This window comes from Streptomyces sp. NPDC088733, assembly GCF_044751185.1.
Taxonomy (GTDB): domain Bacteria; phylum Actinomycetota; class Actinomycetes; order Streptomycetales; family Streptomycetaceae; genus Actinacidiphila.
The window spans coordinates 201,549-227,443 of record NZ_JBIVLH010000013.1 but is presented as its reverse complement, the minus strand read 5'-3'; the positions used below and the strand labels follow the sequence as shown (position 1 = coordinate 227,443).

General features: G+C 73.6%; 21 protein-coding genes. 13 read left to right on the top strand and 8 right to left on the bottom strand.

Going from position 1 to position 25,895, the window contains the following annotated elements; all coding sequences use genetic code 11:
* The first annotated feature begins 4 nt into the window (after window positions 1–4).
* The 3 genes from ACIP64_RS24595 to ACIP64_RS24585 all read left to right on the top strand — a co-directional run bounded on the left by ACIP64_RS24595 (window position 5) and on the right by ACIP64_RS24585 (window position 4,215).
* Window positions 5–2,314, top strand: a complete 2,310-nt coding sequence (locus ACIP64_RS24595; RefSeq protein WP_401590557.1) for an FtsX-like permease family protein — start codon at window positions 5–7, stop codon at window positions 2,312–2,314.
* Between the two features lie 186 nt (window positions 2,315–2,500).
* Window positions 2,501–3,586, top strand: a complete 1,086-nt coding sequence (locus tag ACIP64_RS24590) for an S-(hydroxymethyl)mycothiol dehydrogenase (protein ID WP_401590555.1) — start codon at window positions 2,501–2,503, stop codon at window positions 3,584–3,586.
* On the top strand, window positions 3,586–4,215 hold the full coding sequence (locus tag ACIP64_RS24585) for an MBL fold metallo-hydrolase (RefSeq protein ID WP_401590552.1): 630 nt from the start codon (window positions 3,586–3,588) through the stop codon (window positions 4,213–4,215). Before ACIP64_RS24590 ends, ACIP64_RS24585 begins: the two co-directional genes overlap by 1 nt.
* A 61-nt stretch (window positions 4,216–4,276) precedes the next feature.
* On the opposite strand, the gene ACIP64_RS24580 is transcribed toward ACIP64_RS24585, so the two are convergent.
* Window positions 4,277–5,221 (bottom strand): D-2-hydroxyacid dehydrogenase family protein, encoded by a 945-nt coding sequence (locus ACIP64_RS24580; RefSeq protein ID WP_401590549.1) that lies wholly within the window; start codon window positions 5,219–5,221, stop codon window positions 4,277–4,279.
* A gap of 90 nt (window positions 5,222–5,311) precedes the next feature.
* On the bottom strand, window positions 5,312–8,260 hold the full coding sequence (locus ACIP64_RS24575) for a SpoIIE family protein phosphatase (RefSeq protein WP_401590547.1): 2,949 nt from the start codon (window positions 8,258–8,260) through the stop codon (window positions 5,312–5,314).
* Between the two features lie 158 nt (window positions 8,261–8,418).
* Between ACIP64_RS24575 and ACIP64_RS24570 the strand changes: the two genes are divergently transcribed.
* The 3 genes from ACIP64_RS24570 to ACIP64_RS24560 all read left to right on the top strand — a co-directional run bounded on the left by ACIP64_RS24570 (window position 8,419) and on the right by ACIP64_RS24560 (window position 10,699).
* Window positions 8,419–8,868 (top strand): RrF2 family transcriptional regulator, encoded by a 450-nt coding sequence (locus tag ACIP64_RS24570; RefSeq protein WP_401590544.1) that lies wholly within the window; start codon window positions 8,419–8,421, stop codon window positions 8,866–8,868.
* A gap of 95 nt (window positions 8,869–8,963) precedes the next feature.
* Window positions 8,964–10,163, top strand: a complete 1,200-nt coding sequence (locus ACIP64_RS24565; RefSeq protein ID WP_401590542.1) for a globin domain-containing protein — start codon at window positions 8,964–8,966, stop codon at window positions 10,161–10,163.
* A 17-nt stretch (window positions 10,164–10,180) separates the two neighbouring features.
* The gene (locus ACIP64_RS24560) at window positions 10,181–10,699 is read left to right on the top strand and encodes an NUDIX domain-containing protein (protein ID WP_401590540.1); all 519 of its coding nucleotides are present in this window, start codon (window positions 10,181–10,183) and stop codon (window positions 10,697–10,699) included.
* Between the two features lie 440 nt (window positions 10,700–11,139).
* On the opposite strand, the gene ACIP64_RS24555 is transcribed toward ACIP64_RS24560, so the two are convergent.
* On the bottom strand, window positions 11,140–12,969 hold the full coding sequence (locus ACIP64_RS24555) for an AMP-dependent synthetase/ligase (protein WP_401590537.1): 1,830 nt from the start codon (window positions 12,967–12,969) through the stop codon (window positions 11,140–11,142).
* A gap of 204 nt (window positions 12,970–13,173) precedes the next feature.
* A complete protein-coding gene (locus ACIP64_RS24550; protein WP_401590534.1) occupies window positions 13,174–14,163 on the bottom strand; it encodes an alpha/beta fold hydrolase in 990 nt (329 codons plus the stop codon).
* 230 nt (window positions 14,164–14,393) lie between these two features.
* Here ACIP64_RS24550 and panD point away from each other — a divergent pair, with 230 nt between their 5' ends.
* Both panD and chvE read left to right on the top strand, forming a co-directional pair.
* Window positions 14,394–14,816 carry an aspartate 1-decarboxylase gene (gene panD, locus ACIP64_RS24545; RefSeq protein WP_401590532.1) on the top strand — a complete coding sequence of 141 codons (423 nt, stop codon included), beginning with the start codon at window positions 14,394–14,396 and terminating at the stop codon, window positions 14,814–14,816.
* Window positions 14,817–15,087: 271 nt separating this feature from the next.
* Window positions 15,088–16,188, top strand: a complete 1,101-nt coding sequence (chvE, locus tag ACIP64_RS24540) for a multiple monosaccharide ABC transporter substrate-binding protein (protein ID WP_401590529.1) — start codon at window positions 15,088–15,090, stop codon at window positions 16,186–16,188.
* A 70-nt stretch (window positions 16,189–16,258) separates the two neighbouring features.
* Here the strand turns inward: chvE and ACIP64_RS24535 are convergent, their stop codons facing one another.
* Both ACIP64_RS24535 and ACIP64_RS24530 read right to left on the bottom strand, forming a co-directional pair.
* Complete coding sequence (locus ACIP64_RS24535) at window positions 16,259–17,620, bottom strand: hypothetical protein (RefSeq protein WP_401590526.1); 1,362 nt, start codon at window positions 17,618–17,620, stop codon at window positions 16,259–16,261.
* A gap of 363 nt (window positions 17,621–17,983) precedes the next feature.
* Window positions 17,984–19,222 (bottom strand): aromatic acid exporter family protein, encoded by a 1,239-nt coding sequence (locus ACIP64_RS24530; protein WP_401590524.1) that lies wholly within the window; start codon window positions 19,220–19,222, stop codon window positions 17,984–17,986.
* Between the two features lie 529 nt (window positions 19,223–19,751).
* On the opposite strand from ACIP64_RS24530, the gene ACIP64_RS24525 reads away from it, so the two are divergent.
* Window positions 19,752–20,390 carry a DedA family protein gene (locus tag ACIP64_RS24525; RefSeq protein WP_401590522.1) on the top strand — a complete coding sequence of 213 codons (639 nt, stop codon included), beginning with the start codon at window positions 19,752–19,754 and terminating at the stop codon, window positions 20,388–20,390.
* A gap of 45 nt (window positions 20,391–20,435) precedes the next feature.
* Here ACIP64_RS24525 and ACIP64_RS24520 read toward each other — a convergent pair whose 3' ends face one another.
* Complete coding sequence (locus ACIP64_RS24520) at window positions 20,436–20,885, bottom strand: VOC family protein (protein ID WP_401590630.1); 450 nt, start codon at window positions 20,883–20,885, stop codon at window positions 20,436–20,438.
* Window positions 20,886–20,989: 104 nt separating this feature from the next.
* Window positions 20,990–21,205, bottom strand: coding sequence for a dodecin (locus ACIP64_RS24515; protein WP_360899761.1), 216 nt, complete (start codon window positions 21,203–21,205; stop codon window positions 20,990–20,992).
* 124 nt (window positions 21,206–21,329) lie between these two features.
* On the opposite strand from ACIP64_RS24515, the gene polX reads away from it, so the two are divergent.
* The 4 genes from polX (at window position 21,330) to ACIP64_RS24495 (ending at window position 25,883) form a co-directional block, all read left to right on the top strand.
* Window positions 21,330–23,063, top strand: a complete 1,734-nt coding sequence (polX, locus tag ACIP64_RS24510) for a DNA polymerase/3'-5' exonuclease PolX (protein ID WP_401590519.1) — start codon at window positions 21,330–21,332, stop codon at window positions 23,061–23,063.
* A gap of 64 nt (window positions 23,064–23,127) precedes the next feature.
* Window positions 23,128–23,535, top strand: a complete 408-nt coding sequence (locus tag ACIP64_RS24505) for a hypothetical protein (protein ID WP_401590516.1) — start codon at window positions 23,128–23,130, stop codon at window positions 23,533–23,535.
* Between the two features lie 119 nt (window positions 23,536–23,654).
* Window positions 23,655–24,437, top strand: a complete 783-nt coding sequence (locus ACIP64_RS24500; RefSeq protein ID WP_401590514.1) for a VOC family protein — start codon at window positions 23,655–23,657, stop codon at window positions 24,435–24,437.
* Window positions 24,438–24,452: 15 nt separating this feature from the next.
* Window positions 24,453–25,883 carry a lipase maturation factor family protein gene (locus ACIP64_RS24495; RefSeq protein WP_401590511.1) on the top strand — a complete coding sequence of 477 codons (1,431 nt, stop codon included), beginning with the start codon at window positions 24,453–24,455 and terminating at the stop codon, window positions 25,881–25,883.
* Window positions 25,884–25,895 lie beyond the last annotated feature (12 nt).

The window sequence follows — 25,895 nt, the reverse complement described above, 5'->3', positions numbered from 1 at the left end:
CGCCGTGCGCGCCACCGTCCGCTGGGCCCTCGCCGATCTGCGCACGCACCGCGGGCAGGCCCTGTCCATCGTCCTGGCCACCACGGGGATCACCGTGGCGCTGCTGCTGTCGGTCGCGCTGCTGGTCTACGCGGCCAACCCCTGGCAGCGGATGTTCGCCGCCACGCAGGGCGCGCACGTGTGGCTGCGCACCGACGGCACGGCCACCGGCACCGCCTCGCTGTCCCGGCTGGACGGCGTGACCGGCGTCTCCGGCCCCTACCGCACGCTCACCGTCACCGCCCAGCACGGCCGGGAGAAGGCCGCCCTGGACCTGCGTGCCGCCGGCCCGACCCCGCCGGAGGTGGGCCGGCCGCTGCTGGACCGCGGCCGCTGGCTCGACGGCGGCGCCGGCGACGGGGTGGTGCTGGAACGGTCGGTGGCCACCGCGCTGTGGGCCGAGCCCGGGGACGAGATCACCGTCACCGGCGGCGGACGGCGCGGCACCGTGCGGGTGGTGGGCGTCGCGGAGACCGCCGAGCCGCACTACACGCCGGGTGACGGGCCGGGCACCGGCTGGGCCTCCTCCGCGCTGGTCGGCGCGCTCGGCCCGGGCGCCGGACGCCCCGGGGAGACGGTCGGGCTGCGGCTCGCCGACCCCGCCGACACGGCCTTCGTCGTGCAACGGGCCGTCACCGCCGTGGGCTCGGACCATGTGCTGACGGTCTCCACCTGGCGCGAGGCGCGCGCCGACGCCGAGGGCGACAACCACCTTCTCGGGCTGCTGCTCGGGCTGTTCGGCCTCGCCGCGCTGCTGGCCGCGGCGATCGCGGTGACCGGCGGCATCGGCACCCGTGTGCTGGCCTACGTGCGCGACATCGCGGTGCTCAAGGCTGTCGGCTTCACCCCGGCGCAGGTCGTGCGGATGTTCCTGGTCCAGCATGCCGTGCTCGCCACCGCCGGGGTGCTGCTCGGCGCGGTGGCGGCGGAGACCCTGGCACCGGGCATCCCCGGCCCGATGGGCGAGGCCGTGGCACTGTGGCGGGGGCTGCCGCAGCACACCTGGGCGCTGCCCGGCACGGCCGCGGCGACCGTGCTGGTCATCGCCCTGGCCACCGTGCTCGCCGCGTGGCGGGCCGGCCAGGTGCCGCCGATTCCCGCCGCGCGCGGGGCCGTTCCCGGGCGGCGGCGGATGTCGGGTGCGGCCAGGGCCGCGCTGCGGCTGCGCACCCCGCCCGCCCTCGTCCTGGGCTGCCGCGGGGTGCTGCACCGTCCGCTGCGCTCCGCGGTCGCGGTCGCCCGGCTCGCGCTGCCGGTACTGATGATCACCGTCGCGCTGGGGACCTGGGCCACCCTGGACCGGTTCGAGCGCCACCCCGAACAGGTCGGCCAGGCCGGGGCGTTGACCGCCCGGCCGAACGGGCTGACCGACGCGGCCGCGCGCCGGCTGCTGGCCGCGGACCCGGCGGTCGGCGCCGTCCACCCGGGCGCGGAACTCACCGCGCTGGCGCCCGGCCAGTCGCAGTCCGTCACGCTGCGCGGCATCGGCACCGCCGCGGACCCCTACCCGTTCGCCGTCGTCGAGGGCCGCCGCCCCACCGGGCCGGACGAGGCCGTCGCGGGGCAGGGACTGCTCGACGCGCTGCACGCGGGCGTCGGCCAGTGGGTGCGGGTGACGGTCGGCGGGACCCCGCACATCCTGCACATCGTCGGGCGCAGCATCGAGACCGCGCACGGCGGCCGGGTGATCTCGGCGCCGCTGGACGTGCTGCGCGCCCAGGACGACACGATCCGCCCGGAGTACTACAGCCTGGCCCTGCGGCCGGGCGCGGACCGGACGTCGGTGCGCACCCGGCTGTCGGAGGCCTCGGGCGGCGCGCTGGAGGTCCGCGAGGTCGCCGGCCCCGGCGCCGAACTCTCCCCGGTGCGGGGGGTCGTCATCGGCCTGGTGACCGTGCTGGCGCTGATCGCGCTGGCCGAGCTCTCCACGGCGGTCGGCACCGGCATCCGCGACCACGCCCGCGACATGCGCGCCTACCGCGCGGTGGGCCTGACGCCCCAGCAGACCGTGGCGACGGTGGTGACGGGCATCGGGCTGACCGCGCTGACGGCCGCGGTCGCCGGTGTCACGGCCGGGGTGTACGCGTCGGACTGGCTGATCGACCTCCAGGGCCGCTCCAGCGGCGTCGGCGCGGGCATCGCCCAGTCGCCGCCGTGGACCGCGCTCCTGCTGGTCGGCTTCGTGTGCGTGGCGGTCGCCGTGACGGCCGCGCTCCTCCCGGCCGCCCGCGCGGCGGGCGACCGGAGTGCGCGGCTGCTGCTGCACACCGGCTGAGGGGCGAACACCCCGCCGTGCGGCGCCCACCGGGAAGATCCCTGGTAAGAATGGACGCGGCCGGCCGGGCTGTGCGGTCCTTGACCGCCCTGTCCGCGGTCGCCGATGCTTGCGGTGCGATATGCGCGTTGTGTGCCGCGTCGAGAAACGTCCGTCCCAGGATCAGCAGCAGCCGAGGAGTGCCCCATGGCCCACCAGGTCCGTGCCGTCGTCGCCCGGGAGAAGGGTTCCCCCGTCAGCCTGGAAACGATCGTCGTGCCCGACCCGGGGCCGGGCGAGGCGCTGGTCCGCGTCCAGGCGTGCGGGGTGTGCCACACCGACCTGCACTACCGCGAGGGCGGCATCAACGACGACTTCCCCTTCCTCCTCGGCCACGAGGCGGCCGGTGTCGTGGAGTCCGTCGGCGAGGGCGTGACCGACGTGGCCCCCGGCGACTTCGTCGTCCTCAACTGGCGCGCGGTCTGCGGCCAGTGCCGCGCCTGTCTGCGCGGCCGCCCCTGGTACTGCTTCAACACCCACAACGCCAAGCAGAAGATGACCCTGCTGGACGGCACCGAGCTGTCCCCGGCCCTGGGCATCGGCGCCTTCGCCGAGAAGACCCTGGTCCACGCGGGTCAGTGCACCAAGGTCGACCCCGCCGCCAGCCCGGCCGTCGCCGGACTGCTCGGCTGCGGCGTCATGGCCGGCTTCGGCGCCGCAATCAACACCGGCGCCGTCGGCCGCGGGGACAGCGTCGCCGTCATCGGCTGCGGCGGCGTCGGCGGTGCGGCCGTCATGGGCGCGCGGCTGGCGGGCGCGTCGAAGATCATCGCCGTCGACATCGACGCGCGGAAGCTGGAGACGGCCAGGAAGCTCGGGGCCACCCACACCGTCAACTCCAAGGAGACCGACCCGGTCGAGGCGATCCGCGAGCTGACCGGCGGCTTCGGCGCCGACGTCGTCATCGAGGCGGTCGGCCGCCCCGAGACGTACAAGCAGGCATTCTACGCCCGCGACCTGGCCGGCACGGTCGTGCTGGTCGGCGTCCCCACCCCGGAGATGAAGCTGGAGCTCCCGCTGCTGGACGTCTTCGGCCGCGGCGGCGCCCTGAAGTCCTCGTGGTACGGCGACTGCCTGCCCTCCCGCGACTTCCCCATGCTGATCGACCTGTACCAGCAGGGCCGGCTCGACCTGGCGGCCTTCGTCACCGAGACCATCGCCCTGGACGAGGTGGAGAAGGCGTTCGAGCGCATGCACGGCGGCGACGTCCTGCGTTCGGTGGTGGTCCTCTGATGGCCGCCCGCGTGGACCACCTCGTCACCTCCGGCACGTTCTCCCTCGACGGCGGCACCTGGGACGTCGACAACAACGTCTGGATCGTCGGCGACGACAGCGAGGCGATCGTCATCGACGCCGCCCACGACGCCGAGGCCATCGCCCGCGCGCTCGGCGGACGGCGCCTGCTCGCCATCGTCAGCACCCATGCGCACAACGACCACATCGACGCGGCACCCGCGCTCGCGTTGCTGACGGGGGCACCGGTCCTGCTGCACGGCGACGACCTGCCGCTGTGGAAGCACACCCACCCCGACCGCGCCCCCGACGGCGAGTTGACGGACGGTCAGGAGATCGCCGTCGCCGGCACCGGCCTCACCGTCCTGCACACCCCGGGCCACGCCCCGGGCGCCGTCTGCCTGTACGCGCCCGGGCTCGGCACGGTCTTCACCGGCGACACCCTCTTCCAGGGCGGCCCGGGCGCCACCGGGCGGTCCTTCTCGGACTTCCCCACCATCGTCGACTCGATCCGCGACCGCCTGCTGACGCTGCCGCCGGAGACGGTCGTCCGCACCGGGCACGGGGACAGCACGACGATCGGCGCCGAGGCGCCGCATCTCGACGAGTGGATCGCCCGCGGCCACTGAACCGCACACGGCGGGGGAGGACCGGTCGCCGGTCCTCCCCCGAGCCGTGTCCCGCCCGCTGTCAGGACGTCAGCACCCGCAGCGGCGTCCCGTCGCGGAAGGCCGCGATGTTCTCGGCGGCCTGACGGTAGAAGACGTCGTACGTGGCCTCCGTGACATAGCCGAGGTGCGGGGTGAGCAGGGTGTTGCGCAGGGTGCGCAGCTCGTCCCGCGGGGGCAGCGGCTCGGTGTCGTACACGTCCAGCGCCGCGCCCGCGATCTGGCCCTCGCGCAGCGCGGCGACCAGCGCGGGAGTGTCGACGAGCGGACCGCGGGAGGTGTTCACCAGCAGTGCGGACGGCTTCATCCGGGCCAGTTCCGCTGCACCGACCAGGCCCGTGCTGCGCTCGCTCAGCTTGTAGTGGACGGTGACGACGTCGGAGGCCGAGAACAGCTCCGCCTTGTCCACCGCCACGGCGCCGTGCTCGGCCGCCCGGTCCGGGTCGAGGTGGGTGCTCCACGCCAGCACCCGCATGCCGAAGGCACTGCCGATCGCCGCGACACGCGCCCCGAGCCGGCCGAGGCCCACGACGCCGAGGGTGCGGCCGTACAGGTCCCCGCCGATGCTGTGCTGCCACTCGCCGCGCCGCATCCCGGCCGCCTCCTGGTGGATGTGCCGGGTGAGCGACAGGATCAGCCCCCACGTCAGCTCCGCCGTGGCGTGCGAGGGGCTGTCGGTGCCGCAGACCGTCACCCCGTGCCGCCGGGCCGCCTCCAGGTCGATGGACGCGTTGGCCATGCCCGTCGTCACCAGCAGCCGCAGCGCGGGCAGCGCCGCGAAGCGCTCGGCGGTGAACGGGGTGCGCTCCCGCATGGCCACCACGACGTCGAACCCGTCCAGCGCCGCGGCCAGCGCCTCGGTGGTGTCGAGGTGGTCCTGGCGGAAGACGACCTCCGCGCCCAGGGCCTTCCAGTCGGCGAAGCGGTGGGCCGCCCTCTGGTAGTCGTCCAGCACTGCGATGCGCATCGCTCGGCTCCTTGGCTCGGGACCGGTGCTGCGCCGGCCGGTTCTTGATCGCTGCCGCCGAGGGTAATCCGCCCGGTCGCGCCGCCCGCCTCAGGGTTCGCGCAGCGTGTCCGGAGCCGGGATGGCCTGCTCGGTCCAGATGCTCTTCCCGTACGGGGTGTAGCGGGTGCCCCACCGCAGGCAGAGCGCGGCGACCAGCTGCAGCCCGCGGCCGCCCTCGTCGCTGGGGGCGGCGTGCCGGATGCGCGGGGTGGTGAGGCTGCCGTCCGAAACCTCGCACACCAGGGACCGGCTGCGGATCAGCCGCAGCACCACCGGCCCCCGCGCGTGCCGGACGACGTTGCCGACCAGCTCGCTGGCGATCAGTTCCGTGGTGGTGACCAGGTCGTCGAGGCCCCACCGCTCCAGCTGCCGCCGCACGTGGTCGCGGGCCTCGCCGGCGGCGACCGGGTCCTCGGGCAGCGACCACGAGGCCATGTCCCCGGGGGCCAGCGCGTGGGTGCGGGCGATCAGCAGCGCCGCGTCGTCGCCGGCGTGCTCCTTGCCGATGTCGAGGGCCGCGGAGACCTCCTCGCACAGCCGCTCCAGACGGTCCACCTCCTCCCGCCGCTCGTCGTGCCGGCCGCCGCCGGACGGGGCGGGCGCCTGCGCGAGGGCCCCGGTCAGGGCAGCGGCGAGCTCGGCCATGCCGGTGTCGATGTCCCGCTGCGAGGACTCGACCAGGCCGTCGGAGTACAGGGCCAGCAGACTCCGGTCCGGCACTGCGAACTCCACGAGGGCGAAGGGCGGGGTGGCCGCCCCCAGCGGGGGGTCGGGCGGGCCGCCGACGAAGTGGACGGTGCCGTCGGGACGGACCAGCGCGGGCGGCGGATGGCCCGCCCGCGTCAGGGCGCAGCGCCCCGCCGCGGGGTCGTACACGGCGTACAGGCAGGTCGCGTAGAAGTCGTCGCCGAGATCGCTGACCAGGTCGTTGAGATGCGCCATCAGCTCGTCCGGCGGCAGTTCGAGACCCGCCAGGGTGTGCACGGCGGTGCGCAGCCGGCCCATCGTGACGGCCTCGGAGATCCCGTGGCCCATCACGTCGCCGATGACCAGCGCGGTGCGGTCGGCGGAGAGCGGGATGACGTCGTACCAGTCGCCGCCGGCCGTCGTCCCCTCGGTGGCCGGCAGGTAGCGCGCGGCGGCGGTGACCGCGGGCAGCACCGGCAGCGTACGGGGGAGCAGGCCGCGCTGCAGTTCCTGGGCCCTGCCGTGCTCGGCGTCGTACAGCCGGGCGCGCTCCAGCGCCTGGGCGATCAGCCCGGCGAGCGCGGTGAGCAGGGTCCGCTCCTCCTCGGCGAAGGGGCGCGGCTCGGAGAAGGAGACGACGCAGCAGCCGACCGGCTTGCCGGAGACGATCAGCGGCAGGAACGCCCAGGCGTGCTTCTGCGCCCACTCGCGCAGTTCGGCACGGGCCGGGTAGAGGGAGTCGTACTCGCGGGCCGAGGTGATGTAGAGCGGCACCCGGCCGCGGAGGGCGTCGGCGCCGGGGGTTCCGGGGTCGAGCCGCTCCAGTCCGGTGCGCCGCAGGAGGTCCGGGGGGTAGCCCACGAAGCCGACGGCGTGCAGGAGGTCGCCCTCCAGGGTCTGCACGATCAGCCCGGTCGCGTCGAACAGCGGCAGCACGCGCTCGGCGACGGCGTGCACGACGTCGTTCACGGTCACCGCCTCGGCGAGCGCCGTGGTCAGCCGTCCGATGTGCGCGGCGCGGTCGGCGGCGGCCTGCGCGGCCTTGGCCCGCGCCTCCTCGGCCCGGCGCTGCTCGGACACGTCGGTGAGGTAGACGGTCAGTCCGTCGGGCACGGGCATCACCCGCACCCGGTACCTGCGGTGCGCGCCGTCCCAGGCGATGTCGCCGCTGACCGGGTGCCCGGAGTCGGCGGCCTCCCGGCAGCGGGCCTCCAGCCCCGAGGGGCGGACCCCGGGCAGGTCCCACAGGATCCGGCCGCCGGTCCTGCCGTGGACGCCGAGCAGCCGCTCGGCCTGGGCGTTGGCGAAGACGATCCGCCCGTCCGGGGCGAGGGCGAGGAAGCCGTCGCTCATGTGCCGCAGCGCGCGTCCCACGGTGTCCATCGCGACCCTGGTCTCGGTGCTGTCCCACAGCACCCCGCGCAGCAGCAGCGGCCTGCCGTCGTCGCCGTGCACGCTGCGCCCGCGCGCCTGGACCCAGCGGAAGCCGCCGTCGGGGCGCCGGACCCGGTACTCGGAGGCGTAGCCGCCGACCGCCCGGGCGGCGTCCTCGGCGTCGGCGATCACCCAGGGCAGGTCCTCGGGGTGGACGAGTTCCACCCAGGTCTCGATACGCCCGTCGTACATGTCGGGGGACATGCCGAAGACGTGCTGGGCGGTGTCGTCGAGGAAGGCCTCGCCCGTGCGGACGTTCCACTCCCAGGTGCCCACGCCCACGTCGGTGGCGGTGCTGGGGAGCCGGGTGCCGGGCCTGCGTTCGGCCAGCCGCCAGCGCTCGCGCGACTCGGCCGGTTCGGGACGCCCGAGCCGGTCGGCCACCCAGGCCGCGATCCGTTCGAGCAGGTCCCACTGGCTGTCGGTGGGCGGCAGATCGCCGGTCGTCACCACGGACAGCGCGCCGAGCGGACCCTCGGGGCCGGGCAGCGGGACCGCCGCGACGCCGGAGCGGGGCGGGAGGGGGCCGGGGGTCACCGCGGTCGTGGGCAGCCACAGCCGGGTGTTCTCCGCGGTGGCCCGGCCGGGTGCGGTGCGGTCGTGGTCGGCGAGGTAGACCCAGCCGCGGGTGAGATTGCGGGGGAGCCCGATGCTGGTGGCCAGTCGCAGCGGGATCCCGCCGCGGGCCTGCCGTCCGCGCAGGTGCACCAGCCCGCCCAGCCCTGCCAGGGCGCCCACCGCCTGTTGCAGCCCCAGCCGCAGCGCATCGCGTTCGCCCTGGTCGTCGCCCGTGGACAGGAGCAGCCGCAGCCTGTCCTCTCCGGGCTGCTCCGATGGCGCTCGCGGTTCCTGGGCGGAGGCTTCGTTCGGGATCATGCCCTCATTCCGTCGGATGTTCCTCCGGAGGCCAACATAGCGCCGAGCGCGCGCGCCGTCAGTGCGAGGCCGCCGTGCGCGGCGGGGCTCGTGTGACATGGGCCGCAGCAGGCCCGCCTTAACTTGAATCTCAGATGCGCATTATCTAGCCTCGACGTATGCGCCTCACCAAGTCCACCGACCTCGCGCTCCGCGCGGTGATGGCCCTCGCCGTCAAGGGCGAGCCGTCCACCGCGCGGGACGTCGCCGACGCGGTACGGGTCCCGTACTCGCACCTCGCCAAGGTCGTGGCCCGGCTCCAGCACCTCGGGATGGTCGAGACCCGGCGCGGCCGCGGCGGGGGCCTGACCCTCACCGCCGCCGGGCGCACGGCCTCGATCGGCGCCCTGGTGCGGGAGCTGGAGGGGGCCGGGGACGTGGTGGACTGCGAGGGGGAGGTGCCGTGCCCGCTGGCCGGCGCCTGCCGGCTGCGCGGGGCGCTGCGCCGCGCGCAGGAGGCCTTCTATGCCTCCCTCGACCCGCTCACGGTCGAGGACCTGACGGCCGCGCCGACGGGGCCGCTCCTGGTCGGGCTGGTCGGGCGGGGTCCGTCCGGTCCCGGCGCCTGAGGCGGTCCGTTCCGCGTCCCCTTCGCCAATGCATCGAGGGCGGGCCTTCGCGCGCCCTTTAATGCGAATGTCATATGCCTATTAAGGAGCCGTCCATGCTCAGCGAGAAGTCCGCCACGATCGTCCGCGCCACCCTGCCCGCCGTCGGCGCGGCGATCAACGAGATCTCCGAGCGCTTCTACGACCGGCTCTTCACCGCCCACCCCGAGCTGCTGCGCGACCTGTTCAACCGCGGCAACCAGGCCGACGGCACCCAGCGGCAGGCGCTCGCGGCGGCCATCGCCCACTTCGCCACCGCCCTCGTCGAGCACCCCGAGCAGCGGCCGGACGCCATGCTGGCCCGCATCGCGCACAAGCACGCCTCCCTCGGCATCAGCCCCGGCCAGTACGAGATCGTCCACACGCACCTGTTCGCCGGCATCGCCGAGGTCCTGGGCGACGCCGTCACCGAGGAGGTCGCGGCCGCCTGGGGCGAGGTCTACTGGCTCATGGCGAACGCCCTCATCGCCATCGAGGAGCGCCTGTACGCCGAGAAGGGCGTCCTCCTCGGCGACACCTGGCGGCCGTGGGAGGTCGTCGAGCGGGTCCGCGAGACCGAGGACGTCGTCACCTTCCGGGTGCGCCCCGCCGACGGCCGCCCCCTGCCCGACTTCGGACCCGGCCAGTACGTGTCCGTGCGCGTCGAACTCCCCGACGGCGCCCGGCAGATCCGCCAGTACAGCCTGTCCGGGGCCCCGGGCGAGGCCACCCGCCGGTTCAGCGTCAAGCGGGTGCGCGGTGACGCCGGCAACCCCGCGGGCGAGGTCTCGGGGCACCTCCACGACCACGTGGCCGAGGGCGCGCGGCTCGAACTGTCCGCCCCCTACGGCGACGTCGTCCTGCGCGACGAGGGCGCCCCGCTGCTGCTGGCGTCCGCCGGCATCGGCTGCACCCCGATGCTCGCGATGCTCCACCGGCTCGCCGGGACCGGCTACGAGGCGCCCGTCGCCGTCGTCCACGGCGACCGCTCGCCGGCCGACCACGCACTGGCCGACGACCACCGCGCCCTGACCGGCAAGCTGCCCCGGGGCAGCGCCCACTTCTGGTACGAGGACCTCCAGGGGGCCCTGTCCGGGGACCGGAGCGGCCGGGTGGACGTCGGCGACGTCCCGCTGCCCGACGGGCTCCAGGCATACCTCTGCGGCCCGCTGCCGTTCCTGCGCGCCGTCCGCACCCAGCTGCTGGAGCGCGGAGTCCCCGCCTCCGCCGTGCACTACGAGGTCTTCGGCCCCGACCTGTGGCTGGGCCGGGACTGACCGGCCAGACTGGTCGGATGACAGCAGCGGGGAAGGCCGGCGGCAAGGCGGTCAAGCGCAGCGCGGGAATCCTGCTCTTCCGTGGCACCCCGGGCCCCGGGCCCGAGGTGCTGCTGGGGCACATGGGCGGCCCCTTCTGGGCGTCGAAGGACGTCGGGGGATGGACCATCCCCAAGGGCGAGTACGAGCCGGACGAGACCGCCGAGGCGGCCGCCCGGCGCGAGTTCCTGGAGGAGCTGGGCCTGCCCGTCCCGGACGGCGAGCTGCTGCCGCTGGGGGAGACCACCCAGCCCAACGGCAAGATCGTCACTATCTGGGCCCTGGAGGGCGACCTCGACACCGCCCTCGTCGTACCCGGCACCTTCACCATGGAGTGGCCCCGGGGCTCGGGGAACCTCCGGGAGTTCCCCGAGGTCGACCGCGCCGAGTGGTTCGCCCTCGACGTGGCCGCCGACCGCATCCTGCCCGCGCAGCGCACCTTCCTCGACCGGCTCGGCGGGTTCCTCGCGGGGGACGGCGGGGCCGTCGTCATCTGAGCTCCGCCGGTCGCGGTGCGTCGCGGGGCGGGGGGTCGTTCCCGGGCGGGCGCGGTCGGACGATGCGCCGCGCGGTCCCTCCCCCAGCGTGGCCGGGGGAGTTGCGAGTCGGGGGCACCTCCCCGGTGGCGGTGCGGGGTCTCGACCGGCTCCGCGGGTTCCTCGCGGGGGACGGCGGGGGCGTCGTCATCCGAGCTCCGCCGGTCCGGTGTGTCCCGCGGCGGGTCGGGCTGCCCGGACGACGCGGCGTGGGGGCACCGCGGCCCGGGCGGTGCCGCTGGGAGGTGCCGGCGCCCGGAGGGCGGGACTCGCGGCCGCCGGCGTCGCGGGGCGGGGAGTCGGCCCGCGGCCGGTCGGGCTGCCCGGACCACGCGACGACGCGGCGTGGGGTCCCGGCGGTGGTGCCGGGTCCGGCCCGGCCACGCGCGGCCGGGGAAGCCTCAAAGATCCCCGCCCGGGCCCCCATTGCCGCGCTGGGAGGAGTAGATCGACTCGATCTGCGTCGCGTACTCACGCAGGATCGCCTCCCGGCGCAGCTTCAGGGACGGCGTGAGCAGTCCGTTGGCCACGGAGAACTCCTCCGGCAGGACGCGGAACGCGCGGATGGACTCGGCGCGCGAGACGGCGGCGTTGGCGACCGACACCGCGCGCTGGAGCTCGGCCCGCAAGTCGCGCTCGGCCATGTTCGCCCCGAATTGCGCGGCGTCCCGGTCCAGCGTGATCAGCGCGGCGATGAACGGGCGGTTGTCGCCGATGACGACGCACTGCGAGACGAACGGGTGCGCCCGCAGCCGCTCCTCCAGCACCAGCGGGGCGACGCTCTTCCCGCTGCTGGTGATGATGATGTCCTTCTTGCGCCCGGTGATCGTGAGATAGCCGTCCGGGTCGAGCCGCCCCACGTCGCCGGTGGCCATCCAGCCGCCGGGCCGCCAGACGGCCTGGTTCGCCGCCGGGTTGGCGTGGTACCCGGCGAAGACCGTGCTCCCGCGCACCAGCACCTCGCCGTCCGGGGCGATCCGCACGCTGCAGCCCGGCAGGGCGCGGCCCACCGTGCCGAAGCGCACCCGGCCCAGCGGCTGGGCGGTGACGGCCGCCGTCGTCTCGGTCAGCCCGTAGCCGTCGGAGATCGTCAGCCCCGCGCCCGCGAACAGCAGGGCCAGCTCGCGGCTGAGCGGGGAGCCGCCGGAGACGGTGTAGTGCACCCGGCCGCCCAGGATCTCGCGGATGCGGCTGTAGACCATGCGCTCGAAGGCCGAGTGCGCGGCCCGCAGCAGCGGACCGGGGCCGGGCCCGCCGTCCACGGCGTGCCGCTCCACGGCCTCGGCCCAGCGCACGGCGACGTCGGCGGCCCGGTCGAACAGCTGCGCCTTGCCGGCCCCCTCGGCGGCCCGGCGGGCCCCCTGGAGGACCTTCTCGAAGATGTACGGGACGGCCAGGACGATCGTCGGCCGGAAGGTCGCGAACGCCGGCAGCAAGGCGCGCGGGGACAGGTCCGGCTGATGGCCCAGCAGCACACCGCCGCGCAGTGCGCAGACCGAGATCATCAGGCCGTAGATGTGCGACATGGGGAGGAAGGCCAGGACCGACGGCCGCCGCCCGGGCGGCGCGAACAGGGAGCCGTAGCCCGCCAGCAGGGTGTCGCACTCGGCGGCCAGGTTGGCGTGCGTGATCAGGCAGCCCTTGGGCGGCCCGGTGGTGCCCGAGGTGTACGCCACGACCGCGACCGACTGCGGCTCCACCTCCCAGCGGCGCTGCTCCACCAGCACCGAGGGAACCGCCCCGCCGAGTGCCCCGAGCCACCGCACGCAGTCTGCGTCGAGCTGCCAGATGCGGCGCAGCGCGGGCAGGGTGCCGATGACGGCGCCCACGGTCATGGCGTGGTCCTCGTGCTCCACCACGACGGCCACGGCCCCGGAGTCGGCGAGGATCCAGCGGACCTGCTCGGCCGACGACGTCGGGTAGACCGGCACGATCCGTGCGCCCACCGACCAGAGGGCGTAGGCGAACAGCGTCCACTCGTACCGGGTCCTGGCCATCACCGCGACCGGGTCGCCGAACCTGATCCCCTCGGCGAGCAGCCCCTTCGCGAGGTCGACCACCTCGTCGCGGAAGCCGGCCGCGGAGACCTCGTGCCAGACCTGGCCGTCCGGTGCGTCGCGCCGGGCGAGGGCGGACGCGCCGGGCCGCTTCCAGGCCGCCTCGTAGACCGATTCCGCCAGTCCCCCCGACCGCAGCGGCTCCGCCAGGGGCGGAAGGCCGAATTCGCGCAAGGTGCCCCCTTCCCCGAGCCCGTGCCACGCCGCACCCGGATCCGGCGTGGACGGAAGATATCCGGCCAATGGGCCACCTGCCTAGAGGTGGGGCGGAAGCGGCGGTCCCGGTGCGAAGGGGGAACCTCCGGTCGGCGCGGACGTCCGACCGGGGGGCCACCCGGCGGGGGCCGGGGGCCCCGGCCCCCGCGCCCCGACGCCGCCTCAGGCGGGCAGCCCGTCCAACCAGTCGGTCAGGATCCGGTTGACCTCGTCCGGCCGTTCCTGCTGGACCCAGTGGCCGCAGTCGTCGAGGAGGTGGGAGGCGGCCAGGCCGGGCAGGGTGTCGGGGAAGGCGCTGATGGCGTCGGCCAGCCACGCGACGGAGGCGTCCTGGGCACCGGCGACGAAGAGCGACGGCTGGACGAGGGGAGCGCCGTCGAAGGCGGCGAGGTCCTCCCAGTCGCGGTCCATGTTCCGGTAGCGGTTCAGCGCCCCGGTCGTCCCGGTTCGCTCGAACTCCCCGGCGCAGACGTCGAGCCCTTCCTCGCCGAGCCACGCCGGAAGCGGTCCGGCGGGAAACCGGTCGCGGAGCGTGCCGCCGCTGCCGACGAAGTACGGGCTCGCGGCACCCGGCGGCGGCATGGTGCCGGCGGACAGCGCCGCGTAGAAGCCGGCCAGCCAGCCCCGTACGTCGGGTTCGATCTCGGCCTCCGCGCGGCCCGGCTCCTGGAAGTACGAGACGTAGAACTCCTCCTGCCCGGCGTCCCCGCCCATCCGCGCGAAGACCTCGGCGGGCCGTGGTCCGCCGCGTGGGGTGTAGGGGACGCCGAGCATGCCCACCGCGCGGAAGACGTCCGGTTCGGCCAGCGCGGAGTTGGCGGCGATGGCCGAACCCCAGTCGTGGCCGACCACCACGGCGCTCTCCTCGCCCAAAGCCCGTACCACCGCCACGTTGTCGGCCACCAGGTCGAGCATCCGGTAGGCCGCCACGGCGTCCGGCCGGGAGGACCGGCCGTAGCCGCGGACGTCGACGGCGACCGCGCGGTACCCGGCCGCCGCGAGTGCCGGCAACTGGTGGCGCCAGGAGTACCAGCCCTCCGGGAAGCCGTGCACGAGCAGCACCAGCGGCCCCTCGCCCTGCTCCACGAGATGGGTCCGGCCCGCCGGCGACGGGACCAGACGATGCCTTGCGGAACCGCCCTGTTGCGTCATACATCCTCCACGACCACTGATCCGGAATGTCCTGGCACGCGGCCCTTCGGCCGTTGCGTGCCCAGGGCCGATCATGTGCGGAGTCCCGTGCGGCGGGCGAGTTTTCTTGCCGTTCCCGCAAGAGAAGGGGCGCGGGGGGCGCCCGCTGACCGGTGCCCGCTCCGGCGTACCATGGGAGCGCCCTTGACCTGCAATCACGCGGGCAGGGAGCCGAGTCCGGGAGTATCGCGATGCTGCGCACCATGTTCAAGTCCAAGATCCACCGTGCCACGGTGACCGAGGCCGATCTCCACTATGTCGGATCCGTCACCATTGACGCCGAGTTGATGGAGGCCGCGGACCTTCTCCCCGGTGAGCTCGTCCACATCGTCGATGTCACCAACGGTGCACGGCTGGAGACCTACGTCATCGAGGGCCGGCGCGGTTCCGGGGTCATCGGGATCAACGGTGCCGCTGCCCATCTGGTGCACCCGGGCGATCTGGTGATCCTCATCAGCTACGCGCAGGTGGACGACGCGGAGGCCCGTGACCTGCGGCCCAAGGTCGTTCATGTCGACACGGGCAACCGCGTGGTGGGCCTCGGGGACGACCTCGCGGAGCCCGTTCCGGGGGGTGGCGCCACGGCGAGTCCGCACGTGGCGTATGGGGCCTGAGGGGGTCATGTGAAGGCTGTGCTATTGTCCGCTCAACTTCGAGGTATCCGTCTCGGTACAGCCCGTGACCACGGGCGGTACACCGGTGGGGGAGCACGGCCGGCGGCCGTACCCGCACAGCACGCCTCGGGCCTGACGTACCAGCAGCTCTCCGTGCCCCGGTGAACCGGCTGGGCGCACACGGAATCCTCGTGCCCGGGCCCGGACACCGCCATCCGCGTGAGCGGGTGGCGGAGCACCGTTTTGTTCGGCCCGAAAGGAACTGAGTCCCATGCACGCTGGCAGAGCTGCCAGACTGCGCACCGCGATATTCGTGGTCCTCACTCTCACCGCGTCGACCGCCGTCACGGCCTGCGGCGGCGGGTCGGGGAGCGACGGGGGCCCTGTCACGGTGGGCATCGCGCTTCCCACCAAGAAGCAGACGCGGTGGATCGCCGACGGCCAGAATATGGTCAAGCAGTTCGAGGCGAAGGGGTACAAGACCGACCTCCAATTCGCCGATGACAACGTTGACACGCAGGTCGAGCAGATCCAGAAGATGGTCGACGCGGGCGACAAGGTCCTCGTCATCGGCGCGGTCGACGGCTTCGAGCTGGGCGAGGTCCTGCAGCAGGCCCACCGGGCCGGTGTCAAGGTCATCGCCTACGACCGCCTGCTGCTCGGCACCGGCAACGTGGACTACTACGCCAGCTTCAACAACGACAAGGTCGGCCAGCTCCAGGCCGACTACATCGTCGACAAGCTCGGTCTCAAGCAGCACCCGGATAACACGTACAATCTCGAGATCTTCGCCGGTGACACCGACGACAACAACGCGCAGTTCTTCTTCAACGGCGCGATGAACGTCCTCCAGCCGTACATCAAGAACGGCCAGCTGGTCATCAAGAGCGACCAGGCCCGGCTCAGCCAGGTCGCCACGCTCAAGTGGGACGCCGACATCGCCACCGAGACGATGACGACCCGGCTCCACAACTACTACAAGTCGGCCACCGTCGACGCCATCCTCGCGCCCAACGACGGTCTCGCGCGCGGTGTCATCAAGTCCCTCAAGGCGGACGGCTACGGGACCGACTCCAAGCCGATGCCGGTCATCACCGGTCAGGACGCCGAGGTCGAGTCCGTCCAGGCGATCATCGACGGCGACCAGTCGATGACCGTCTACAAGGACACCCGCAAGCTCGCGGCCCGTGCCGTCGAGATGGCCGGCGCGGTCCTCTCCGGTGCGAAGCCGGAGATCAACAACGACACGGACTACGACAACGGCAACAAGGTCGTGCCCGCGTACCTGCTCACCCCGGTCAGCGTCGACAAGTCCAACTACAAGAAGCTGCTTGTCGACAGCCACTACATCAAGACCTCCGACTTGAAGTGAACCCACGACGCGGGGCCGGGCGGAACACAATGTTCCGCCCGGCCCTCGTTGTTTTTGCCGTGGACGAGTGTCAGAAGATCACGTTGAGCAGACCGAAGTTCGAGAAGCCGCGGCCGTAGCCGAAGCCACCGCCGTAGCCGCCACCGTGGCCGCCGAACTTGTGGCCCTTGCCGCCACCGTGGCCACCACGGCCACCGCGGCCGCCCTCGCCGAAGCCGCCGCCGAAGCCGCGGCCGCCCTCACCGAAGCCGAAGCCGCGACCCAGGCCGAACCCGCCGAGGCCGTAACCGCCCAGGCCGTAGCCGCCGAAGCCGAAGCCGCGACCCAGGCCGAACCCGCCGAGGCCGTAGCCGCCGAAGCCACGGCCCAGGCCGTAGCCGCCGAAGCCGAACCCGCGGCCGAAGCCGCCGCCAAAGCCATAGTCGTCAATCCGGATCACGCTGTACCCGAAGCCGTTGTTCCGGCCGCCGTGCCCGTTCCGCCCGTGACCACCGCCCTTTCCGAAGCCGCCGCCGAAGCCGCCGCCGAAGTTGCCGCTGCCGATGTTGCCCCGGCCGAAGTTGCCGCTGCCGATGTTGCCGCGACCGAAGTTGCCGCTGCCGATGTTGCCCCGGCCGAAGTTGCCGCTCCCGATGTTGCCGCCGCCGAAGCCGCCTTCGCCGCCGAACCCACCGCCGAAGCCGCCGCCGCCGAAGCCGCCACCGCCGAAGCCGCCTTCGCCACCGCCGAAGCCGCCGCCACCGAAGCCACCGCCGTTGCCACGGCCGCCTTCGCCGCCGCCGAAGCCGCCACCGTTGCCGCCGCCGAAGCCGCCGCTGTTGCCGCCGAAGCCTTCGCCGCCGCCGCCGAAGCCGCCGCTGTTGCCGCCGAAGCCCTCGCCGCCTTCGCCGCCGAGGCCGCCGCCGTCGCGGGCGCCGAGGTCGTCGCCGCCGTTGTCACCGAAGTTGTCGTCGGCGCCGTTGTCGGCCGGGTCGTCCGCGGGGTCGACAGCCGCGTTGTCCGCGGGGTCGGCGGCCGGGTCGACGGCCGCGTTGTCCGCGGGGTCGGCGGCGGGGTCGACGGCCGCGTTGTTCGCGGGGTCCGCGGCCATGTTGCCGGCCGGGTCCGCGGCGGGGTCGACGGCCGCGTTGTCGGCGGGGTCGAGGTTGCCGCCGTTGTCGGCCGCGTCGTCGGCCGGGTCGAGGTTGCCGCCGTTGTTGGCCGGGTCGGCCGCCGGGTCGATGTTCCCGCCGTTGTCGGCCGCGTTGTCGGCGGCGTTGTCGTTCCCGCCGTTGTTGTCATCCTCGTCGAGCAGCCGCGTCTGGCTGCTGCTGTCGCGGAGCACCGTGTGGCCGGCGGCGGCGGCCGAGCCGGCGCTCGCGGCGATCAGGCCGGTGGCCAGGAGTCCGGTGGCGACACCGAGAGCGGTGCGGCGCGTCAGACTGGTTCGCATGAGGGTCCTCTCCTCGGACGCGTGGTCGGCGGCGGTCGCCGCCTCTGCGATCAGTCGTACGTCCCCCCGCCGGAGCCCGCCCGTCGAGCGAAGCGTCCGGGCGACAACGTGGCCAAGGAAGTGACGCGCTGCCACGAAGTGATCAGGGCGTTCCTGACTCGGCGACAGGGCGTCCCGGCGGCCCACCGGCCCCCGTCGTGCGGCCGTGGGATCGTGTCCAACTGCGCTTCAATCCAAGGGAACTGGCCCTCCGTGACCCGGTCCTGGACCTCGGTACCCGTGACCGCGGCGGCCCGGTCCGCGGGTCGTCCGGGAGGTGCGCCCGCCTCCCCGTCCAGCCGTATGAGGGACCGTCCGGCACATTCATCCCCGTCGCCGCGCGCCGCGCCGAAGCCGTCCGCCGATGGCCCGGGCCCGCCGGTGCAGCCGGGCAGGCATTCCCTTCGAGGAGGGCGCGGCGGCGACCAACTGCTCGGACAGCCAACGGGAGCGCTGTTCGAGGTCCAGCTCGTTCAGCAGCCGGTCGATGTTCGCCAGCAGTGCCCCGTACAGGTCCCAGTTCTCCCAGCGCCGTTCGGTCTCCGACCGGAGCAGCACCGCGATCCGGTCGCGCTCCTCGCGGCCGCGCCGCAGGGCGTCCGCCAGCCGTGCCTCCGCCTGCTCGGCGCCCGCGGTCACCTGCGCCGCGATCAGCCGGCCGTAGCTGTCCACGGCATCGGCCATGTCGGCGAAGAGCTCGTCCATCCCGTCCGCGAGCTCCCGGGAGAAGAGCGGTTCCCCTGGCCCGCGCTCGCGCTCCATCTCCGTCAGGGACCGGCACAGCGTGCGCAGCAGGACGGTGGAGACCTCCAGGGTGTCCAGGCCGCTGCGCAGGATCAGCCGGGCCATCGCCCCCTCCGCCGGCCTCACCCGCGGATTGAGCCGGGTGCCCTCCTCCGCCCGGCGCAACGACGCGTCGAAGCGGGCGATCTCGTTGTCCAGCCGCCGGGCCTCCATCAGCCATGCGCGGGCCCGTTCGGCGGTCGCGCCGGCGCGCAGCTCGCCCCCCATACGGATCATCAGCAGCCGCATGTGCTCGGCCAGCTCCCGCACCGCCTCACCCGCCGGCTCGACGAACGCCGGCGGGGGCACGACCACGTTCAGCAGCACGCCCACGGCCGCGCCGACCAGCGTCTCCATGACGCGGTCCACGGCCTCCCCGGACGGCGCCGGCACCGCCAGGATCAGCATCGCGCTGATCGCCACCTCGGCGACGAACTCGTCCACCCGGATGAAATGCCCCGTCACCAGCGAGGCCAGGATGATGAGCCCGAGGCTCCACCAGGTGAGCCCGATCAGCTCACTGAACCCCACCGCGATGAGCACGCCCGCCACCACGCTGAGCACCCGGCGGATTCCCGTCGTCACCGTCGTGAAGAGGGTGACCTGGACGACCAGCAACGCCGTCAGCGGGGCCGTCAACGGCGCCGGGTTGGGCAGCACCCAGACGGCGACGGCGTAGGACAGGACCGCGGCCACCGTCGAGCGCACCGTCTGCACGGCGATCGGGTCGCTGTTGAGCCGCACGAGGTCGGCGAGGCGTGGGGGGAGGCCACCGGACACACAGTCACTATCCCCGGCCGTGCTGCCGGGGGAGCGGACCGCGGGCGGTGCGCCAGGCGTGTTGCCGAACGTGCCCGGGCGCGGGCACCGCGCGGTGGCGCGAGGCCGGGTCGTCACATCGCCGGGAGGTGCCCCCGGGCACGGCACTCACGCAGCCCTCGGCCCGGGGGAGTGGTCGCATCGTCCGAGCGGCCTGGCCACGCCGATCGTGAGACGACTCCGCGCCTTGGGACGCACCGCACTTGGGGACACCTCCGGCGGTAGCCGGGAGCTCATGCGACGACACGGCCCGGCTAGCCCGCCGGTGTGAATCCCTTGCCCGACACGCCCCGGGAGCCGGGTCGCCCGCCCCGGCTCGGCGCTTCATGGTGCGGCGCGGAATTTGTCCGGTCCCGGCGAGCGAGGTGCCCATGGCGCGAGCGGTACAGCCCGTGCGCGGGAGCGGAGTCCCCGCCGACGGGTGGGAGTCGGGTGGCGCGGGGGCCCGGTGCGGGACCGGGGCGGCCGGCCGCGCCGCCGTACGGTGAGGATGGGCGGGCCGCCTCCGCTGCCCGGGCCACTGGCCGGGCTGGCGCCGCTCCTGGACGACTACGGCTACCTGGCGGTCGGCGTGCTCGTGCTGCTCGACAACTGCGGTATCCCCGTGCCGGGCCAGACGGTCCTGGTCGTTGCCGCCGCCTACGCCGGCACCGGCCGCATGGACCTCGCCGGTGTCGTCGCGGTCGCCCTGGCCGCCGCCGTGCTGGGCAACAGCCTCGGCTACCTCATCGGGCGCAGCGGCGGGCGGGCCTTCGTGCACCGCTGGGGCCGCTACGTGCTGCTGACCCCGGCACGCTTCGCGCGCGGGGAGGCGTTCTTCGCCCGCCGCGCCGACCTCGTGATCGTCTTCGCGCGTTTCGTGGACGTCCTGCGGCAGACGAACGGCATCATCGCCGGCACCGCGCGCATGCCCTGGTGGCGGTTCCTCGCCTGCACGACGCTGGGGGCGCTGCTGTGGGTCGGGGCCTGGGCGGCGGTCGGCTACGCGGCGGGCACCCGGCTGGGCTCGGTCTACTCCTGGGTCACCCGTTCGCAGCTGTACCTGCTGATCGCCCTCGGCGTGCTGGTCGCGGCACTCGTGGCCCGGCACCTCCTCCGGCGCCGCCGTCGCGACGGCGGCGCCCGGTGAACTCCCCGCTACCGCAGGGAAGTCGAGCTCCGTGCCCCGGCCGGTTCAGGCGACGCAGAACTCGTTGCCCTCGGGGTCCCGCAGCACCACCCCGTAGTGGTCGATGTCCGGTGTGGAGAGCACCCGCAGCCGGGAGGCACCCGCCGCGAGCAGGCGTTCCCCCTCCGCGTCGACACGCTCCTTGCGGACCGGCAGCGGTACGTCCTCCCGCCGGCCGCCCACCTTCACGTCCAGATGCAGGCGGTTCTTGACGGACTTGCCCTCGGGCACCTGCTGGAACCAGATCCGCGGGCCCGCCCCCTCCGGGTCCACGATGGAGTCGCAGCAGTCGGAGTCGCCCAGCTCCTCCTCGGGAACACCGATGCTCAGCCAGTACTCCCGCCAGGTGGGGAAACCGCCGGGTGCCTCCTCCGGCGTGTACCGCAGCGCCGCGGCCCAGAAGCGCACCTGCGCCGCCGGATCCGCGCAGTCGACCGTCAGCTGGAACGCGACCATGGGCAGTCCCTCCCGGGGATACGGCCGGCCCGAGGCGGTGCCGGTGACCGCCATGCTCCCCCACGGCACCGACAACGGCCGCGGCCGTCACGTCCGCCGCCGGATCAGCCGGCGGACTCCAGGCGGAAACCGACCTTCAGCCCGACCTGGTAGTGGCCGACCTGCCCGTTCTCGAAGTGGCCGCGGACCTGGGTGACCTCGAACCAGTCCAGGTTGCGCAGGGTCTCCGACGCGCGGGCGAGCCCGTTGCGAATGGCCGCGTCGATGCTCTCCTCCGACGAGCCGACGATCTCGGTCACCCGGTAGGTGTGGTCGGTCATGGCGGTCTCCTTGGGCCGTGGGGCGGATCGCTCCCTCCACCGTGCCTCACGGCCCGTCCCCCCGCGAGGGGAGGCGACAGCCGCGGCGCGTTAGCGGGCGGCGGTCGCCGGGAAGGCGTCCTTCATGGCCAGGGCCAACGACGAGGTCGAAGCCCTGCTCCATGAGTACGCCGACCTCATCCGGATCACCGGGGGCGACGCCTTCAAGGCGCGCGCCTACGAGAAGGCCGCCCGCGCCATCGGAGGCCACCACCAGGACGTCTCGCGGCTCGACGGCAAGGCGCTGCGCGAGATCCCCGGCGTCGGCAGGTCCGTCGCCGAGAAGGTCGCCGAGTACCTGGGCACCGGTGCGGTCTCGGCCGTCGAGGAGCTGCGGGCCAGGATCCCGCCGGGCGTCCGGGAGATGACCGCGATCCCCAGCCTCGGTCCCAGACGCACGATGACGCTCTACAAGGAGCTGCACATCGCCTCCGTGCGCGAACTGGCCGTCGCCATCGAGCAGGAGCGGCCGCGTGACCTGCCCGGCTTCGGCCCCAGGACCGAGGAGAACATCCTGCACGGCATCGGCCTGATGCAGTCCTCCGGCGGCCGGGTCCCCCTGAACGTGGCCACCGAGGTCGCCGAGGAGGTCGTCGCCGCCCTGTCGGAGGTCACCGGCTGCCGGCGCTGCGCCTTCGCGGGGTCCCTGCGCCGGATGCGGGAGACGATCGGCGACGTCGACGTCCTCGTCGCCGCCGCGCGGTCCGCCCCGTTCATGGAGGCGTTCACCCGACTGCCGTACGCCGCCGAGACCGTCGTGCGCGGTGAGAAGAAGACCTCGATCCGTACGACCAAGGGCCTCCAGGTGGACCTGCGGGTGGTGCCGCCGGACTCCTGGGGTGCCGCGCTGCAGTACTTCACCGGCTCCAAGGCGCACAACATCCGCACCCGAGAACTGGCCGTCCACCACAAGCTCAAGCTCTCCGAGTACGGACTCTTCGACGCCGGGACCGGGGAGCTGATCGTCTCCCGCACCGAGGAGGAGGTGTACGCGCGGCTCGGCCTGCCGTGGATACCGCCGACGCTGCGCGAGGACCGCGGGGAGATCCAGGAGGGGCTGGCGGGTGGACTCCCGGAGCCGGTGGACATCCGCGACGTCCGCGGCGACCTGCACACCCACACCGACCTCACCGACGGTCTCGCCGGCCTGGAGGAGATGGTCGAGGCCGCCGCGGCCCGCGGCTACACCTACTACGCCGTCACCGACCACGCGCCCGACCTGGCCATGCAGCGGATGACGGACGAGAAGATCCTCGCCCAGCGCGAACGCGTCCGGGCCCTGGACCGCGCCCACCGCGGTATGCGCGTCCTGCACGGCACCGAGCTCAACATCGGCCCGGACGGCGGCCTCGACTGGCCCGACGACTTCCTGGCGGGCTTCGACCTGTGCGTCGCCTCGATCCACTCGCACTTCCGGCAGAGCCGCGAAGCCCTCACCCGGCGCCTGGTGCGGGCCGCGGAGAACCCGCACGTCAACATCATCGGCCACCCCACCACCCGGCTGCTCGGCAGGCGCCCCGCCGTCGACGCCGACTTCGACGAGGTCTTCGCCGCCTGCGCCCGCACCGGCACCGCGCTGGAGGTCAACGCCCAGCCCGACCGGCTGGACCTCGGTGACGAGCTGATCCTGCGCGCCCGCCGGCACGGCGTGCGGTTCGCCGTGGACAGCGACGCGCACTCCACGCTCCACCTGGACTTCATGCGCTACGGCGTCGGCACCGCCCAGCGCGGCCGGCTCACCAAGGACGACGTGATCAACACCTGGCCCCTCACCCGCCTGCGCCGTTTCCTGCGCAAGGAGGGCGGGACGCATCCGTGACCCCGCTCGGGGTAGGCGAGCGACAACGGACCAGATTCACGGCCAGGACATCGAGGAGAGCACGATGCTGCTGCTGGGACTTCTGCTCATGGGCGCGACAGCCGCCTTCACCGGGCTCCTGATCTCGGACAACCTTTCCGGAGGGCCCGACTACACGGTGACGATGTTCGGAACCGACATCGCCACCCTCAACACCCTCGGCGTCTTCCTCGCCGGCATCGCCCTCGGCCTGGTGTTCTGCCTGGCCGCGGGCATGGCGATGGCGGGCGCCGGGCGCTCGCGCAGCCGCCATGCCGAGCTGCGCGCCCTGCGCCGGCGGGCACGGGCACACGAGGCCGCCACCGCCGCCACCGCGGCCCCTGCCGACACCACCACCGGCGACCGGACCGCCGACACCACCACGACCACCACCGGGAAGACCACCGCCACCGTCCCCTCGCGCCGCAGTCGCATGCACCTGTTCGGACACTGAACCGCCTGCGCCGCGCGCGCGGCCGCTTCGGCCGTCCCCGTGCGGCGGACCCGTCGAAGATGCCCACCTGACCCACTGCCCCCATCCTTGGAACGGGCGAGGATCAAGGAGGCCAGGACGTGTCCACCACGAAGATCTGCTGCGTGGCCGGCGCACCCTGCTGGGTCAGTCTGATGGCGCGCGACCTGGACGTGGCGAAAGCGTTCTACGGGCCGCTGCTCGGCTGGACCTTCGAACCGGGCCCGTCGCGCTGGGGTGCGTACGAACGGGCGATGATCAACGGCACCGAGGTCGCGGGCATCGGTGCCATCGCCCGCGACTGGGAGACCTCCGTCGCCTGGACGACCTACTTCGGCGTGGAGAGCGCCGACGCGACCGCCTCCGACATCCGCGACCGCGGCGGCACGGTCGCCGTGGGCCCGCTGGACTTCGACGCCGGGCGCCTGGCGCTCGTCGCCGACTCCATGGGCGCGGCTTTCGGCATCTGGGAGGGCGAGCAGGGCCCGCCGCGCAAACTGCGCATGCACGGGGCACCCACCTGGATCGAACTGCGCACCCGTGACGCCTTCGCCGCCGCCCTGTTCTACGGCGAGGTCTTCCACTGGGACCGGCGCGGCCCCCGCTACATGGTGGAGTGGGAGAACGACCGTGTCGTGCTCTACGTGGACGGGCACAGCGTGGCGGGTATCCGGGGCGGCGGGGTCGAGGCCGCGGCCGACCCGAAGGTGCGGCCGCGCTGGCATGTGTTCTTCGCCGTCGACGACGTCGACGCGGCCGTCACCCGCGCCAAGGAACTGGGCGCCGAGATCACCGGCGAGCCCATCGACAGCGCCTACGGGCGCGTCGCCGGCATCCGCGATCCCGAGGGCGGGCTGCTGTCGCTGGTCAGCGATCACCCCTGACCGGCCGGGAGCGCCATGGAGTGGTTCACGGCCCCCGAGTACTGGCTGAGCCGCGTCGTCATCCAGCGCGGCCTCGCAGTGCTGTACTTCGTCGCCTTCACCGGCGCCGCGCACCAGTTCCGCGCCCTCATCGGCGAGCACGGGCTGCTGCCCGTGCCCCGGTTCACCGCCCGCGTCCCCTTCTCTCAGGCGCCCAGCCTCTTCCACTGGCGCTACTCCGACCGCCTCTTCGCGTCCGTCGCCTGGGGTGGCGCCGCGCTGTCCGCCGCCGTCGCCGCGGGGGCCGCCGACATGGTCCCGCTGTGGGCGGCGATGCTGATGTGGACTGCGCTGTGGCTGCTCTACCTGTCCGTCGTCAACGTCGGCCAGACCTGGTACGCGTTCGGCTGGGAGTCCCTGCTGCTGGAGGCCGGCTTCCTCGCCGTCTTCCTCGGCAACGACGACACCGGGCCCCCGGTGCTCGTCCTGTGGCTGATGCGCTGGCTGCTGTTCCGTGTGGAGTTCGGCGCGGGACTGATCAAGATGCGCGGCGACGCGTGCTGGCGCGACCTGACCTGCCTGGACTACCACCACGAGACGCAGCCCATGCCCGGCCCGCTCAGCTGGTTCTTCCACCGGCTGCCCCGGCCGGTGCACCGTGTGGAGACGGCGGCCAACCACTTCGCGCAACTCGTCGTCCCCATCGCACTGTTCACACCGCAGCCGGTCGCGAGCATCGCCGCCGCGATCGTGATCGTCACCCAGCTGTGGCTGGTCCTGTCCGGCAACTTCGCCTGGCTGAACTGGCTCACCATCGTGCTCGCCGTCTCCGCGTTCGACGGCTCCCTGCTCGCCGCGCCCCCGGCGCGGGCGGCCGCCCCGGCGCCCGGCTGGTACGAGGGACTGGTGCTCGCCGCCACCGCGCTGGTCGTCGTGCTCAGCTGGTGGCCGGCACGCAACCTGGTCTCGCGCGGCCAGATGATGAACGTCTCCTTCAACCGGCTGCACCTGGTGAACTCCTACGGCGCCTTCGGCAGCGTCAACCGCGTGCGCATGGAGGTCGTCGTCGAGGGCACCGACGCCGCAGAACCCGGGCCCGGTGCCGTCTGGAAGGAGTACGGCTTCAAGGGCAAACCCACCGACCCCCGCCGGCTGCCCCGCCAGTTCGCCCCTTTCCACCTGCGCCTGGACTGGCTCATGTGGTTCGCCGCCATCTCCTCCTCCTACGCCTGGCCCTGGTTCCTGCCGTTCGTCGGCAAGCTCCTCGACAACGACCCGGCGACCCTGCGGCTGCTGCGCGGCAATCCGTTCCCGCAGGCGCCGCCCACGCATGTGCGGGCGCGGTTGTACCAGTACCGCTTCACCGATTGGCGCACCCTGCGCAGCACCGGTGCCTGGTGGGACCGCACCTTGGTGCGCGATTTCCTCCCGCCGGTCGACCGCGACAGCTTGGGCCGCCACGGGTAGGGCAACCCCATG

Bases quoted from the DNA above. Each gene is read 5' to 3' on its own strand.
- ACIP64_RS24590 (WP_401590555.1), top strand. From the start codon at position 2,501: ATGGCCCACCAGGTCCGTGCCGTCGTCGCCCGGGAGAAGGGTTCCCCC.
- ACIP64_RS24585 (WP_401590552.1), top strand. From the start codon at position 3,586: ATGGCCGCCCGCGTGGACCACCTCGTCACCTCCGGCACGTTCTCCCTC.
- ACIP64_RS24580 (WP_401590549.1), bottom strand. From the start codon at position 5,221: ATGCGCATCGCAGTGCTGGACGACTACCAGAGGGCGGCCCACCGCTTC.
- ACIP64_RS24575 (WP_401590547.1), bottom strand. From the start codon at position 8,260: ATGATCCCGAACGAAGCCTCCGCCCAGGAACCGCGAGCGCCATCGGAG.
- ACIP64_RS24570 (WP_401590544.1), top strand. From the start codon at position 8,419: ATGCGCCTCACCAAGTCCACCGACCTCGCGCTCCGCGCGGTGATGGCC.
- ACIP64_RS24565 (WP_401590542.1), top strand. From the start codon at position 8,964: ATGCTCAGCGAGAAGTCCGCCACGATCGTCCGCGCCACCCTGCCCGCC.
- ACIP64_RS24560 (WP_401590540.1), top strand. From the start codon at position 10,181: ATGACAGCAGCGGGGAAGGCCGGCGGCAAGGCGGTCAAGCGCAGCGCG.
- ACIP64_RS24550 (WP_401590534.1), bottom strand. From the start codon at position 14,163: ATGACGCAACAGGGCGGTTCCGCAAGGCATCGTCTGGTCCCGTCGCCG.
- panD (WP_401590532.1), top strand. From the start codon at position 14,394: ATGCTGCGCACCATGTTCAAGTCCAAGATCCACCGTGCCACGGTGACC.
- chvE (WP_401590529.1), top strand. From the start codon at position 15,088: ATGCACGCTGGCAGAGCTGCCAGACTGCGCACCGCGATATTCGTGGTC.
- ACIP64_RS24535 (WP_401590526.1), bottom strand. From the start codon at position 17,620: ATGCGAACCAGTCTGACGCGCCGCACCGCTCTCGGTGTCGCCACCGGA.
- ACIP64_RS24525 (WP_401590522.1), top strand. From the start codon at position 19,752: ATGGGCGGGCCGCCTCCGCTGCCCGGGCCACTGGCCGGGCTGGCGCCG.
- ACIP64_RS24520 (WP_401590630.1), bottom strand. From the start codon at position 20,885: ATGGTCGCGTTCCAGCTGACGGTCGACTGCGCGGATCCGGCGGCGCAG.
- ACIP64_RS24515 (WP_360899761.1), bottom strand. From the start codon at position 21,205: ATGACCGACCACACCTACCGGGTGACCGAGATCGTCGGCTCGTCGGAG.
- polX (WP_401590519.1), top strand. From the start codon at position 21,330: ATGGCCAGGGCCAACGACGAGGTCGAAGCCCTGCTCCATGAGTACGCC.
- ACIP64_RS24505 (WP_401590516.1), top strand. From the start codon at position 23,128: ATGCTGCTGCTGGGACTTCTGCTCATGGGCGCGACAGCCGCCTTCACC.
- ACIP64_RS24495 (WP_401590511.1), top strand. From the start codon at position 24,453: ATGGAGTGGTTCACGGCCCCCGAGTACTGGCTGAGCCGCGTCGTCATC.